The organism is Pseudoalteromonas sp. C12FD-1, assembly GCF_037414265.1.
In the GTDB taxonomy this organism is placed as follows: domain Bacteria; phylum Pseudomonadota; class Gammaproteobacteria; order Enterobacterales; family Alteromonadaceae; genus Pseudoalteromonas.
The window spans coordinates 109,900-124,449 of sequence record NZ_JBBEVD010000034.1 but is presented as its reverse complement, the minus strand read 5'-3'; the positions used below and the strand labels follow the sequence as shown (position 1 = coordinate 124,449).

Here is a 14,550-nt window from a genome sequence, read left to right as displayed (position 1 = left end):
AGATGAGCAATATAAAGCGCAACTACCTTTGTTAATTTGTGAAAAAAGGAAGCTAGGCTTCCTTGGTTAAATGCTATCGTTCGCGGACTAAGCGAAAGCCAATGTAGTTAGATCTAAAATCTGGCGCTAAAATTAATCGTGTTGAAGCACGTGCAAGGCTAGGTGCAAAGTTCCACGCCCCACCTCTTACTGCAACATCAGATTCGCCTGACTCTTTAGCAGTCCATTCCCACACATTGCCTACGGTGTCGTATAATCCAAATGCGTTAGGAGAAAAAGAACCCACCGGTGCTGCACGTTTGTTTGACCATTCGCTACCACACCAACCACAGTTAGCTAAATTTTTACCTATTTCGTTACCCCAAGGGTATTCTGTTTCTGTACCTGCACGAGCGGCGTATTCCCATTCAACTTCATTAGGTAAACGGTACTGCTGGCCAGTTTCGCCAGAGAGCCATTCGGCGTACGCTTTCGCGTCGTTAAATGTTAAACACACTGCAGGAAAATCACTACTTTGCTCAAAACCTGGGTTACGCCAGTTTAAATTAGCTTCCCATACGGGTTCGCCATTTAAATAATAAGCACAGCCTTTGCTTTGCTCTGCTTGTGTTTTATATCCAGTGCTTGCTACAAATGCTTCGTAGGCACCTACGGTAACCTCTTTAGTTTGCATAGCAAATGAACTGGCTATCACTTTTTCAATAACTGGACGTTCGTTTGCTAAACCGTTGCCGTTAATATCGCCCATCTTAAATTTACCAGCGGGCACAACTACAACATTATTTTGTACATTGGCAGAGCGATTAGTGCTTACTGCATTACTTACAGGTTTTGGTTGCTCGCGAGTGTAAGCCGGTGCAGCAATCGACTCAGACTTTTTTACTAAATTAGCATGAATAGTCTGTGCTTTAGTTAAATCAACTCTTACTTTGTAAGGCTTATAACCTAATTTACGTATTTCTACGTTGTGCACACCGCGCGGTAAACGCGTTACTAAACGCGTAGAACCAAAGCTCACCCCATCAATAAACACTTCATCATCGTAAACATTTGAACGTAAAGTTAGCTCAACTTGCTGACTTTGTTCTTTATTTATAATTGATGGATAGTTTTTTTTTGTAGGTGTAGTTTTAACCGAATAATCGCGCACTGGCTGTTTATTCATTCGCGATACAGACACAGTGTCGGTATTATCCGCGGCGTTGCTGAATGTTAACTGACTATCTGAGTAGGTTGCGCCGTAACCTGGCTGATATGCTGTTGCCAGTGGTGAGCCATATTCAGAACAATAGCGGTTATCTACGCTTAATAAATTACACAAGCGGCTGCTGTTTACTTCGCCACGCATGGTTACGCTTAAGTTAACGTTGTAATTACCTTGGCCGCTAAATGCGCTGTTTACTACATGGCTACTTAAAATTTGTACTTGCGCGCCTGCCATGTTGCGTTTTGGTTCAACAATTCGCTCTTCTGTTAAATTAGCAAATATTTGATCAACAAAGCGCTTGGTTGCTTTTTGTAAACCCATTTGCTGGCCGCGTTGCTCACAGGCTGCAAGTGTTTCGGTACGCTTACAGTTAATTGTGTGGTTTACTTCAAGTGTACCTTCGCGGGTAAACTCATTACGTAAACGCTCAACTCGGGCTGTAGTTAATTGCTCTTTTAAGCTTTCTAAGGTGTTTAAAAGCGTATGTTTTGCAACACGAATTTGCTCTATATCTTTACGATGAGATGCAATTGCCGCCAACTGCATTGAGATGTCGTCTTTATTTTGCTTATGATCAACCACAGCTTTTTGATAGCGCGATTGAGCAGCGCTAATATCAAGCGTAGGATCGTCAATTAAGCGGCGATACATTTCGTTCATCGCATCAAGTGCTTGGTTTTTCTCTTTATCTAGCTCTGTAGAGCGAGAACGAAGTAGTTCAAGTTGGTTTTGTAACTGACTTTCTTCTTTTAAGTGTTTTTCAAGTATTTGTGTCGAGTTATCGTATTCTGTTTGTTTAATACTGATCTCTGATTCAATTCCGGTTACTGTTGCTGTGTCTTGTGCAAATGCACTACTAGCTAACAAACTAGCGGAAATTAACAGAGATAAAGGAGCAATTCGCATATATTCCAGTCCCAAAAAGCGGCAATTATTTGGTCGTTATTATTGTTTATTAGAGTGTACTCACTTTTGAAAGCTGAACATTTTTCAACCATCAAAAATCAATACACCCAATGCCTTATGCTATGTACTTGAAGCACAAAACACAAGCTTTGTTCAATTATTATCTTAGTTTACAACTATTCTCTTGTCTCACGCCAGTAAATAACCCGATCATTTCCTCTAAAGCGACCAAATTGCAAAATAGCGTGGGGGTTAAGCTGCGAATTATCGCCTAGCCAATCCCACTTTAACCAGTTTTCGGTTTCGTATTCTAATGTAAATGTACCACTACCATTTGGCGTAGCATAAATTGCATTGTTTGCTGGATAGCTGCCAGCCTCTAATGTACCTGCACCTCCTGCGCTATATTCATAGCTTAATATTGGCGTTGATGGCGATATTTGGGATAACTGTGGGTGCTCAAATACGCTGCAGTTATCTTCGGTATTTAATACAAAGCCTGTTCCATTAAAATACTGAGCCTGCATAGGCACACGCAATGGGTCTAAATCTGAACCTGCATTGTTACCTAACACTAGGCGTCCAAACCGAAAGTCTATTGGCACATCATTCAAACGAACGCTATTGCACCCAGTACTGTTGCAGTTTGCTTGCGTGTTCGGTTCATCATTTGCATCGTTTAATGTTGCACCTTCTATATCAGTGACGGTTGTCATAAGGTTAACCATAGTAAATGGACCGTCGGGGTTATTAGTAGCTAAACGCGTTAACATGGCCGTGCTGTCACTCATTTGCCATTGCCCATCGGCAAGCGTGTTCCAACTATTGCTGCTTATATTAGCTAACCTGCTGGTTAGTGTTGTTGCTGGTACATAATTACCAGCTTGATTGTTTTCGGCATTTATTTGTACTTGAGCTTTTTCAAAACCTTGCTTGTAATTAGCCATTAGCTGGTTGTTATGATTGAGCGCCTGTACGGTAAAGCTAAGCTCAAAGGGCTGATCTAAATACGTTAAATTACTGCCTAACTGAGTACATTGCGCAGCAGCTTGAACACCCAACACTTGATAGTGCGATGGAGCAAATCGCCCTACGTTGTTTAGCTGCCCTTTTACATCGCCCACTCCAAAATAATCGCCATCTTGTAAACCCGCAAATACGTTTATAATACCTACTTGGTCATAAGCGTACTGCGATATGGATTCACTCAAGCTTCCTGTATCAGTAAACGCATTAGTATTTAGCGCTTCAATTTGCCCCTCATTACCAGAGCTGGGTAATACTAAACTATGTGTTACTAAGGGAGACTCACTAATGAAGTGTTTTGCAATGGGGTTGCTATGAATAGCGCTGTAGTTATCTGGTATGCCATCGTTGTTATTGTCTTGCCCTGCTTGCCACTGTACTGCATTCATTTTTAAATCGAATGACTCACCCGTTAATCTAAATAAACTATCGTTTGCTGTTTGGGCATAGCCGTCACTTGCAACTTGCATTGCTAGTCCAAAGGGCTTAACGACATATTCGTTAGAGCTACCGGTTAAGCTTACTGATAAATTAGTTATTGGGTCTAATACAATTGTTGCCCGTGCATTTAAACTTAATTTAGCGGCATCGGGGTAGTTAATAGCAATAGGCGCTGTTGAGTCTTGATCGAAGGTAAGCGAAAAGGTTTGATATGCTTGCTGCACGTTATAAATATTCGCATTATTACTCAGTTGTATTGGCTCTGAACACGTAGCGCCAGCACTACAGCTATACGCTAAATCTAGATCGACTTGACCACCGGCAGGGAATGCGGCTTCGCATACGCCTGTTGTAGTATTTGTTTTAACCGCTTGAATGGATAGCTCGGCGGCATTAAAACCCTCGCTAGAGGGTTTACCAGATAACTGAGTGGGGATACTCGTAGTATTGGCTGTGTCGTTATTAAAAATAAACCCTGCATCAGAAAAAACCACTTTACACCCGCCAAGCCCTACGTTATTGCCACCTATATAACAACGCAGCGGTGCTGATGGGTCGGCGGTATTATAGCCAAGTGTTACCGTTCCAGTGGTGCGCTTTGCAAGCGCTACGGAAGTAGAGCCTGTAAAGGTAATATTTTCGCCGCTCACCCAGCTTTGTTGGCCATTGTTATCTGGAGAAAGATCAAGTGCTGAGGGTTCATCATACAGTAAATCACATGCATCGTTTGCACAGGCGGTTAACGTCATTTCTTTTGCTTGGCAGGTTAAGCCTTGATTGTCACTCATTGATATGCGGTAGTGATCAAGCAGCACCGGCGTAAAAATACCGCAAAACCCTGGAATACTCTGAGGCACTGTTAGCGCATCAAACGTAGAGCTGCCCTCTGTTATTACTTGTGTTGCAGCGGTTATTGAGCCTTGGTAAGTAACATTTTGGGCAATTCTTACCTCCCCTGTTGCGACAATATACGCAGCAATATTTGCATCGGCCGCAATGGCAACATCACCATCGACGTATATAGCTAAATACGCCCCTTCCTCAACTACAATATTCGTTTTACCTATGTTCAAAAATGCACTAGAAATTAACGATGAGGTATCTTTTAAAAAGATACGGGTGGGCGCTGTTACCTTGTACTCATCTTCTAATAAGTTCAGTGCTAGTTCGTCATAAAAATAATCGCCAGCTAACGATACAGGTACTTCACCGGTAGAGCTTCCGTCGTTTGTGACCGTAGGTACTTGCGCAGCTTGATTTGGCTCAAGGGAGTTATACCCTGTTGCTACACAGCCTTGGCCATTACACAAAGGCGGGTTAGTAAGTGCGGTTGATATTAAATTAGTGGTGGTGATAAATTGTGCATTGCTATCCGTTATTTCCACACCTTGAACAAGCTGCACTTGTCCATCATTGTAGGTAGAAATGGCGCCTGGAAATAAAGTATCGCAATCTAAAATATCGCCATTAAATACAAACGTACTGGTCATGGCCAATATAGAGGCTTCTTCTTTTACGTGGTTACGTTCTCTATCGCCGTCGCGGTCTTCATCAACGACCAACCCTAAACGGTCCGCTCTTAAATTACAGCTACGCAACCATCCACCGTCTTCTTCAAGTCGGGAGTTTTTACTTGCCACCACCAGCGGCGCTTCGCTAAAGTTATTGTTAAAATTAAAGTAGTTACATCCATCATTCCAACCATCAACTTCAAACCCTGTAAAAAAGGTCTCCCACGACACTTCTACTCCATTGTCATCGGTAAAGGTGCGATTGCTGCCAGGTTCTACGGCCATATAAGCAACCGTTTCGTTCTGTATAACACCTAATGCGGTTTCCGAGGCTTCTAATGCTATGTTTACCCCGCTTGTTGATAAAGAACCACTTTGTACGGCAATAGTTAAAAAGGGCACAAGCGCTTGGGATGGCGGGTTACTATCTAAACTATTAAGCGTTTGTAACGAATGGAAAAAGTTAGGCCTAACAGTAAATGGCTTATCAAAGGTCAGTGTTTTGTAACCTTTAGGCGTGATGGGTGCAAATCCCGATTTATCACCGTATTGTAGCTCAAGGCGTAAGTCGGTATTACCTACTTCCATAATGGTGCCATCAGGAAACTGATGCACGCCATACTCGACCGCTAAATAGTGCGCCCCCATGGTTATATGCTCGCCATCTTCTCCTGATGGTTCTAGGGGCAGCGCTTCAAACCCAGTTGTAGTTACATTGCGTATTCTCACTATAGCAGGGTTACCGCCTTGATTAGTTGACAGCATAAATACCGCAGGAGGCGTTATGTATTGCTGTTGAAAATTTATTTTTGTCCATATGGGCGAGGTGTACGTGTCTTGTAGCTCTATAAATCGCCCTTCAATTTTAGGCGGTACAGCCACGGCATTTGCGCTTAACAGCAAACTTATTGAACATAAAATACAGAGGATATATTTGCTCATGGTAATGTTTTAGCCTCCACACTTAAGGTACGCTGGGTTTGCCAATACTCTTTTTGACATGCCGAACCTGCAGCACAATCATTGGCAGCGCATGTTGCAGCACTTTGTAAATAGTAAATATTAACAGTGCCAGAACGGCTGCTACTGTCGGGTAAGGCTATGTATTCACTACAACTTAGTTCAACCTCGCAATTGGCTAGATAGGTGGTATCAAACACTCTATTAGGCGTCACTGCACTGCATGTTTGCGCTGTGCTATTTAGTGCAAAAATTTCGCTTAACCCGGTTTCTAATCCGCTTTGCGCTGCCATGTATGCCCGCGCGCCGTAATACTCAATGGTATTTTGCTGCGCCGCCCCTGATAACACTTTAGAAAGCGCCAGCCCCAGTGCCAGCAGAGTAACTATGATCACCAATGTAATTATGAGCAAATTACCCTGCTGTTTTTTAGCTAAAGTGATGTTTTTTATATTAAGGAACATTAGGTACATGCACCTCATGGCTAATACTTAATTGCTCAGTGTCGTTAAACCCCATTTGGGCAAACACATTGATAACCGCACTGCGCTGAAGCGAAATCCCACTCAATGTAAAAAAGGCTCTGCTCGTTAAGTTGTTGGAAATATAATTACTCATTAAATCGCGTTTTACTCCCGAGCTTACCTGTAAGCTGGCGGCGTTTAATTGATTTGTAGTAAAGCCGTAGCTACTGTAGCGATACAGTGAATTTCCTTCTACACAAAAACTAACGGGCTGATCTAATAAATAAAGACGCTTACTCGGTGACTCTTGTGCAAATGCTTTGCTAAATTGCCATGTATCAAGCTCACTTGTAACAGCGCTGTAGCCACTGACTTGTAAACGCTTGTTTTGACTTTCATCGTATATATCGCTGCTATTTAATGGATAGACACTCGCCCAGTTGTTAATTTGTGGCTCTGTTAAGTTATTAAGCTCAAAATTCACGGCTGTGACATCAAAAGGTGCACTAGTGGGTAAATAATCAGTATAATGAGTGGCTGATAAAAACGGCGTAAATTCTAAACATTGCTGTGTGCTGCATGCTCCACTGCTGGCGTTATCGCAACTTAAGCGCAGCGAATTAGGTGTTGCGTGGCGGAGCTCTTTACTTAACCGTGTTAAAATAAAACGGCTTTGCGCCACGGCTTCTTGGCGTTTTACGCCTTGGCTGTAAATATTAAACCCGGCGCTAATGAATGAAAATGACGCCACAGCTAAAATGCCAATAATAACCATAACAAGTAACAGCTCAACTAAGGTAAAACCCTGTTTTTGTTTTGCTCTATTCATTAGTAATTACCTTTATATGCACTAAAGCCGTACACTTGCCCCAAGGGTGAGGTTACTTCAATGGTAATTCGTTTAAAGGCTACGCCATCGTTATTGGTTGCCTCGTTTAGGTCGCTATCGTATTGCACCTCCACAGCCAGTGAAAAATCGCTGTATTGCGCTAATGTATTCCCTAAACTATCACTAATAGGCTGCCCGGTGAGCGCAATATAATCATCAACATCATTAAAATTAGTCCGTGCTTCACCGCTATCCGCACCTAGCTCAGAACTAGTACTACAAGGCTGAGCACCTAAGCTTGTCTCGGAGCAGCGCCTAAATGGAGGCGAACGTTCGCTATGTTCATCAAATGATTTTGCTAAAATTTCGTTCATTAAGGCTTGCCCAAGCTCTGACGCTCTCAGTGCGATAATAGGCTCTGCGCTTTGCTTTGCTTGTGGTGCTATAAGTGCAGTAATAATACTTAGCGCAATAGAAAACATGACAATACCAACAATCAGCTCTATTAAAGTAAAGCCTAATTGTTTTTTATTGGCAGGCATAAATAAGCCCTTCACCGCTAATGCACACCGCGGCTAGGCCAAGGTCAATTTTGCATTGTACTGCGCAATTTTGATCTGCTCGCCCAAGTGGATCAAAGTTAATTTGCGTAAACACATTACCAGTGCTATCTATGGCATTAAATCGCACATCGCTACGCTCGGTATTTATGGCGACGACTAAATGCTCGCTATTATTGGTACTTGGGCCGCCAGTGCAGGTTTCTGGCTCTGGCCCCGCAACCAAAGTGGGTGAAATATATAGTTTATGGCAGCTACTTATTGCAGTATTTTGCATCGCGCGTAATTGTACGGTGCGCAGGGCAGTTAACACCCTATCTCTGTATGAGTATGCTTGCTCTGTTGAACTACCCAGAAACTTGGGCACAGCCGTTACCGACAATATGCCCAAAATAACTAAGGTAATAATTAGTTCAACAAGGGTGAAGCCACGCAAACGTCGATTACTACTGCTATTCATTTATATAAATTAACACCCACTCGTGATAAGCGTAACAGTAGGAGGCGTTACAGATACAGGCGGCGTGCCGCTGTTTGCATCTGCAGCTTGTGTATATTCAATACGACAGTTATCACCAGCTACATAACTATTTGGATAAATAACAGCGGTACCCGCTGTGGTGGTTGCATCTATATTAAAGTCTTTTGAGTCAACAGTGTCAGCAGTGCCATCTGCATCAGCGTTCCCATCCGCAAAGTCGACATCTAAAAAAGCCTCAAAGGCTGCTTCTGTCGCCGCAGGGTAGCCATAAACAGTAGCCACTGCATCGCCAGTGTCAACAGTCACCGTTGCAGTCGCTTTTTTATGGTCGCTTGCGATAATAGACTTACCATTAACAATGTTCATACCGCTTCGAATTGAACCTTGCAAGCCTTCAAGAGTGGAAGCATTAGCATCCCCTTGCAGGTTTAAAAAACGAGGGGCGGCGGTCACCGCTAAAATACCTAAAATAACGATTACGATTATTAGCTCAACAAGCGTAAAACCTGCTTGCTTATTCATTGGTTGTTTTAATGACTGCATTTTCATAAGTAAGCCTCTTTATTACTTAGTTTTTAAAAATATGCACTTTGCCCGTAGTTGGAAAGTACGAAAATCCCACGTTTTTTGCTATAACAGCGCCATCGGTAGGTAGGTTGTTAGTGTTTAAATTATGGGTTAAATAATAAATACACTGGTTGTTTTTAGTGTTATAACGCACTAAATAACTCACCTTGGTTATTATAGAAACCTCGGTACTTAATGTGCTTGTAGGCGCATCTTGTAAAATTACATTTAATACTTTTTGGCATTGCAGTGCAGTCATTGCGCTGGCCCGCGTATCAGTATTAGTCGTTTTATCACCCGTTGGTGTGCCCCTATTCCCATCGACACCAACAATGACACCTCCGTAATTAATATGTGTTGTATTATTAACGCCCTTTGGACGCCCCGATAATTCCCACTGGCCTCTGACCATCGCTACCGCAGAAGCAAACCCACCAGCCACCACATCCACACTGGCATTGTGTGCCTGGTTTTTAACCCCTATGTATTGAGGTATAGCAAAAGTCATAATAACTGCCAGTAAAACAACTACTAAAACAAGCTCAAATAGTGAAAAACCTGTTACGCGAGCACGGCAGTTAGTCACAATCGCTACCCTTTAATGGCCGACATCATGTTCCACATTGGCATAAAAATACCCAGTGCTAAAATAAGCACCATAATGGCAACAAACACCGTCAAAATGGGTTCTATTTTGGCGGTTAAACTACGTAAATCGTAATCTACTTCTCGCTCATAAAAGTCGGCCGCTTCTTGCAACAACTCATCTACGCGACCTGTTTCTTCTCCCACTGCCACCATTTGCAGTACCAACTGTGAAAATAGCTCGCTACTTCGCGACGCTCGCAACAAACTGTCGCCTTTTTCGATATCTTGGCGCATGGTAATAATGGCTTTTTCCATGTAGCTGTTATCAACTGCGTGGGCCGTTAACGACAGCCCTGTCGTCATAGGGACGCCCGAGCGCAGCACCATGGCTAAGCTTTGGCTATAACGGCCAAGCAAGGTACGCTTTAAAATATCGCCTACAAACGGAATTTTTAACTTGTGCTGATCCCAGTTAAAACGCCCTGCCGAGGTATTTAAATAGCGACGCCAAGCAATCACTCCCCCCACTAATATTAGCGCTAGCAACCACCAATAATTGACAAAAAAGTTACTGGTGCCAATAAGAATTTGGGTCATTAAAGGCAGCTCTGCGTCAAACTTTTCAAACATGCTGGCAAAGGTTGGGATCACAAAAATATTTAATATGATCATCGCCACTAAAAGCGCCAAAATAACAAAAGTGGGGTAACGCATAGCCGCTTTGATACGCTTACGAGTCTCTTGCTCTTTTTCAAAATAAATAGCCAGTTGATAAAACGCATCTTCTAATCGTCCCGACCCTTCTCCGACTTTAACCATAGAGATAGTTAAGCGGCTAAACACCTTGTTGTGTATAGCTAGTGCACTGGATAGTTCACGGCCCTGTTCAAGCTGGCGTGTTACTTCAAGCAATACACTTTTAAACTCTTTATTTTGCGTGGTATCAGCAAGCCCTATCATTGCCCTAATAATGGGGATCCCGGCTTTGAGCAATGAATACATTTGCCGTGAAAACATGATCATGTCATCAAGGGTTATTTTTTCGCTAAATAGGTTATCGAATAACTTTATATTGTTTTTTGTTTCAACTAACGAAATTGAAATAGGTATATATTGGCGCTTTAATAAGCTATCGGCCACACCGGCCTCATTATTTGCCTCAACACGGCCTTTAACCAGCGCACCCTTTGCGTCTTTAGCTTTGTAACTATAAAGCTGCATCGTCATCACCTACTACTTCAGGTACATATTCAGCCACTTTAAATACTTCATCTAGCGAGGTAATGCCTTGCTTGGCATACGTTAACGCCATATAAGAAAGCGGCGCGAAATTAGCGCTATTTTTAGCCGCTTCGGCAAAACGCTGCGTGTCGTTAATACGCAGGGCATCCATCATAGCGTCGTTCATTTCTAGCAGTTCAAAAATCCCCACCCGGCCTTTATAGCCACTATGGCTACACGCTGTGCAGCCTTGGCCTCGCCAAAACTGTGTGCTGCTAACATCTTCGCCTAAATACGTAAGCCAACTTTGTTCTTGTTTATCTGGGTGATACGGTGTTTTACATTCATTGCAAATACGCCTAACTAAGCGTTGAGCAATAATAGCGCGTAGTGAGCTTGCAACTAGATAAGCGGGTGCTCCCATATCAATTAAGCGCATTGCGCTTGATATGGCATCGTTGGTATGTAACGTAGAAAGCACTAAATGCCCCGTTAATGCAGCCCTTAAGCCTATATCAACGGTTTCTTGGTCACGCATTTCGCCAACCATTATAATATCGGGGTCTTGGCGTAGTGTGGTTCTTAATACACTGGCAAAGCTTAAGCCTATTTTGTTATTTATTTGCACCTGGTTTACCCGCCCAATGCGGTATTCAACCGGATCTTCTACGGTAATAATTTTACTTTCTTGTTGGTTAAGCTCACTTAAAGCGCCATACAAAGTGGTTGTTTTACCTGAGCCTGTAGGCCCAGTCACTAGCACCATGCCATGAGGGCGTTTAATAATGCTGCGTAAGCGTTTTAAAATATGTACCGGCATGCCGGTTTCATCTAACGATAAAAGCCCTGCAGATTGGTCGAGCAACCGCATCACAACTGACTCGCCATATTGCACTGGCATTGTCGATAAACGTACATCAATGCTGTGCGCGTGCACTTTTATATTAAAACGGCCATCTTGCGGTAAACGCTTCTCCGATATATCTAACCCCGACATAAGCTTTAGCCTAAGTACTAAAGCAGAGGCTATTTTTACTTGGTTTAATGTGTGCTCTTGCAATACACCATCAACTCGTTGGCGAATGCGTAATAGCCTTTCATCGGGTTCTATGTGGATATCTGAGGCACGTACTTGTACTGCATCTTCAAATATAGATTGCAGTAGTTTTACTACGGTGGCGTCAGAGGTTTCATCCGCTAAGGAATTAAGGTCAAACTCTTCTACGTCTTCGTATTCTTCGTGTAGCTTTTCAGCAAAGTTAGTAATCTCTTCTGTTCGGCGGTACACATTATCAAACGCTGCCATAAGCTGGCTTTCTTGCACAACAGCAAGCTCAATTCGCTTAGGTGCTAGCATTGGCGCTAACTGATCCAACGCTCTCAAATCAGCAGGGTCACTCATTCCGACTAACACAGAATCCCCGTTATCTTCTATTACTAATGCTCGGTAGCGTCTGGCATAAACCTCTGAAAGTAATTTAGATACATCTGAAGATATTTTGCGCTGCGAAATATCTAAAAACGGTATTTGTAATTGTTGAGCTAAAAAGCGTAATAATTGCGGCTCACTTATAAACTCAAGCGCAATTAATGTCGCTCCTAACTTTCGCCCTGACGCGGCTTGCACATTAAGTGCTTCACTTAGCTGCGCTTCGGTGATCATTTGCTCATGAACGAGTAAATCCCCTAAGCGCATTTTTAAACTAGGTCTCATACAGCCTCCTTCAATACAACTAAACGCTGTAGTGCATGTTGCGTCATTACGGCATTTAAACCGCCTAAATCTAGGGCAACTTTATAAAGGTGCTTTGCATCAGCAAACTCCCCTAACGCATCTTTTGAAGTGGCTAATGCCAACCACCATTTAGCCTGCTGAGGCTGAAGCTGTGTAAGCTGTGTAAAACTCGCAAGCGCTATTTGATGTTGTTGCGCATTTTGTGCTGCTGTGCCTTTTAATACCCAAAACTCCACGTTTGCTTGCGGCTCAAGTTCGGCTATGAGCAGTTTAAGCACGCCATCGTACTCTTGCTGCATAATTAAAATTTTACTGAGCATTACACGCCACTGCACAACCTCAGGGTTTATTTTTATACCTGCGACTAATAACTGCTGAGCCATAAGTACATCCTGTTGCTGAAAATACGTTGCCGCAAGTAAATTACGCGCTTCTATATGCTCAGGTTGTGTTTTTAAAATAGCGGTTAAATCGTTAATCGCATCATCATATAAAGCAAATTCCAACGCTTGTTTAGCACGCTTTAATTGCTGTGCTATGCGTTGGGCTTTGGTTTGTTTAACACTTAGCGTTTTTACTAATTTATTTTCAACGGACGGCTGCTCAGCTGGCGTAATGCTTTTTGCGTGTGTACTGTTTTTTGTTTCAACCGAGCCGTTTACCTCTGCGCTATTGGCTACTTTATCTGCAAAGCTTACTGTTTTACTGATTAGCGTAGCTTTGTCTTTGCTTTGTTGCTGTATTGCTATCTCTTTTGGCTGATTTAGTAATGCGTTATTGCTTTGTGCCTGCGCCAGCTCTTTTTGCGCATCCGCATTAATATGAGCCGCTTTAGCATCTGTGTTATTTTCACTTAATTGTTTTAAGGGCTTAATTACAGGGGTAATTTTAGTTTGAGCAATTTCAATCGGCTGGCTGTTATTACCTGCATGGGCTGTTTCAGCCGTATCGCTACTCACTTGAGGTGCCTGTGCAAAAGGTAAATAAAGGTAGGCTGTAAAAATGAGTACAATTGCTAATAAAACACTCAGCACTTTAAATAATACATCGTGGTAGTCGCGTACGGGGGGAATATCGACCCCGCCACTTTGCTGATTACGCTGTGCAGTTTGACGCTGGTCGATATTTTTTAGCATGTTATTAATCACACTCATAACCATTGCCTCCATACCCACATAACTGCAATAACAAAAACACTAATAGCTAATAAGCTGTAACCCCAGTAATGGTTAGCATGGTGCTTTTTACAATCTTCGGTGTCTGCAATGGCAAGATGTATATGGCGCGGTGTTACTTTATTAAGGCCTTCACCGTATGCCTGCAGTAAAACTTTATGGCATAAAATGTTGACCAAACGGGGTATTCCTCGACTCGCACGCGCTATTTTTAATCCTAACCGGTTAGTAAATAGTGGTGGCTGATTAAAGCCTGCCACCTGTAAACGGTGATTAATATAATAAATAACTTCACTGGCGGTCATTGCACGCAATGAGTACGAAAAACTGATCCGCTGGCGTAACTGCCTCACCTTACTATTAGCAAGTTTTTCATCTAATTCAGGTTGGCCAAATAGCACCACCTGAATAAGCTTTTCGGTTTCAGTTTCTAGGTTTGTAAATAACCGAAGCGCTTCAAGTGTATCCCAACTCAGGCACTGCGCTTCATCTATCAGGAGCACAACCCGTTCGTTATCTTCTTGCAACTCTAGTAAGTAATGGTTTATTTGCTGGCTTAGCGATTGCTGATCTAGGCTTTTATCTACCTCCATGCCAAGCTCTACAGCAATAGCCCAGCGTAACTCTTCAGGGCTTAAATAAGAATTAGGTAAATAAGCCACAAAGTAGTCTTCTTCAATTTGATTTAAAAGTTTTCTGCATAGTAAGGTTTTGCCTGTCCCTACTTCCCCTGTTACTTTTATAAATCCCTCCCCCATTTCTAGCGCTGTGGTAAGCACTTGCATGGCTTCGTGGTGCGGCTCAAGTGCACAAAAAAACTCGGTATTTGGGGTTAAGGTGAAAGGCATTTCACTTAAATTAAAAAAGCTTAAATACATT

12 protein-coding genes are annotated in these 14,550 nt (G+C 42.6%); all 12 read right to left on the bottom strand.

Going from position 1 to position 14,550, the window contains the following annotated elements; genetic code table 11:
* Positions 1-73 precede the first annotated feature (73 nt).
* The 12 genes from WDB87_RS01795 to WDB87_RS01740 all read right to left on the bottom strand — a co-directional run bounded on the left by WDB87_RS01795 (position 74) and on the right by WDB87_RS01740 (position 14,549).
* A complete protein-coding gene (locus WDB87_RS01795; protein WP_286245983.1) occupies positions 74-2,113 on the bottom strand; it encodes an SUMF1/EgtB/PvdO family nonheme iron enzyme in 2,040 nt (679 codons plus the stop codon).
* Between the two features lie 176 nt (positions 2,114-2,289).
* On the bottom strand, positions 2,290-6,033 hold the full coding sequence (locus WDB87_RS01790) for an H-type lectin domain-containing protein (RefSeq protein WP_337848838.1): 3,744 nt from the start codon (positions 6,031-6,033) through the stop codon (positions 2,290-2,292).
* Positions 6,030-6,515 (bottom strand): agglutinin biogenesis protein MshP, encoded by a 486-nt coding sequence (locus tag WDB87_RS01785; protein WP_286245981.1) that lies wholly within the window; start codon positions 6,513-6,515, stop codon positions 6,030-6,032. The genes WDB87_RS01790 and WDB87_RS01785 overlap by 4 nt, the downstream gene beginning before the upstream one ends.
* Positions 6,505-7,344 carry a type II secretion system protein gene (locus tag WDB87_RS01780; protein ID WP_337848837.1) on the bottom strand — a complete coding sequence of 280 codons (840 nt, stop codon included), beginning with the start codon at positions 7,342-7,344 and terminating at the stop codon, positions 6,505-6,507. Before WDB87_RS01780 ends, WDB87_RS01785 begins: the two co-directional genes overlap by 11 nt.
* Positions 7,344-7,886 carry a type II secretion system protein gene (locus tag WDB87_RS01775; RefSeq protein WP_337848836.1) on the bottom strand — a complete coding sequence of 181 codons (543 nt, stop codon included), beginning with the start codon at positions 7,884-7,886 and terminating at the stop codon, positions 7,344-7,346. Before WDB87_RS01775 ends, WDB87_RS01780 begins: the two co-directional genes overlap by 1 nt.
* Positions 7,873-8,364, bottom strand: coding sequence for a prepilin-type N-terminal cleavage/methylation domain-containing protein (locus WDB87_RS01770; RefSeq protein ID WP_337848835.1), 492 nt, complete (start codon positions 8,362-8,364; stop codon positions 7,873-7,875). Before WDB87_RS01770 ends, WDB87_RS01775 begins: the two co-directional genes overlap by 14 nt.
* 9 nt (positions 8,365-8,373) lie before the next feature.
* Positions 8,374-8,934: a prepilin-type N-terminal cleavage/methylation domain-containing protein gene (locus WDB87_RS01765; RefSeq protein WP_337848834.1), complete on the bottom strand. Its 561-nt coding sequence runs from the start codon at positions 8,932-8,934 to the stop codon at positions 8,374-8,376.
* A gap of 19 nt (positions 8,935-8,953) precedes the next feature.
* On the bottom strand, positions 8,954-9,538 hold the full coding sequence (locus WDB87_RS01760) for an agglutinin biogenesis protein MshB (RefSeq protein ID WP_337848833.1): 585 nt from the start codon (positions 9,536-9,538) through the stop codon (positions 8,954-8,956).
* Between the two features lie 5 nt (positions 9,539-9,543).
* Positions 9,544-10,761, bottom strand: coding sequence for a type II secretion system F family protein (locus WDB87_RS01755; protein WP_337848832.1), 1,218 nt, complete (start codon positions 10,759-10,761; stop codon positions 9,544-9,546).
* Positions 10,748-12,475, bottom strand: a complete 1,728-nt coding sequence (locus WDB87_RS01750; protein WP_286245974.1) for a GspE/PulE family protein — start codon at positions 12,473-12,475, stop codon at positions 10,748-10,750. The genes WDB87_RS01755 and WDB87_RS01750 overlap by 14 nt, the downstream gene beginning before the upstream one ends.
* Complete coding sequence (locus WDB87_RS01745) at positions 12,472-13,650, bottom strand: tetratricopeptide repeat protein (protein ID WP_337848831.1); 1,179 nt, start codon at positions 13,648-13,650, stop codon at positions 12,472-12,474. Before WDB87_RS01745 ends, WDB87_RS01750 begins: the two co-directional genes overlap by 4 nt.
* The gene (locus tag WDB87_RS01740; protein ID WP_286245972.1) at positions 13,647-14,549 is read right to left on the bottom strand and encodes an ExeA family protein; all 903 of its coding nucleotides are present in this window, start codon (positions 14,547-14,549) and stop codon (positions 13,647-13,649) included. Before WDB87_RS01740 ends, WDB87_RS01745 begins: the two co-directional genes overlap by 4 nt.
* Between the last annotated feature and the right edge of the window lies 1 nt (position 14,550).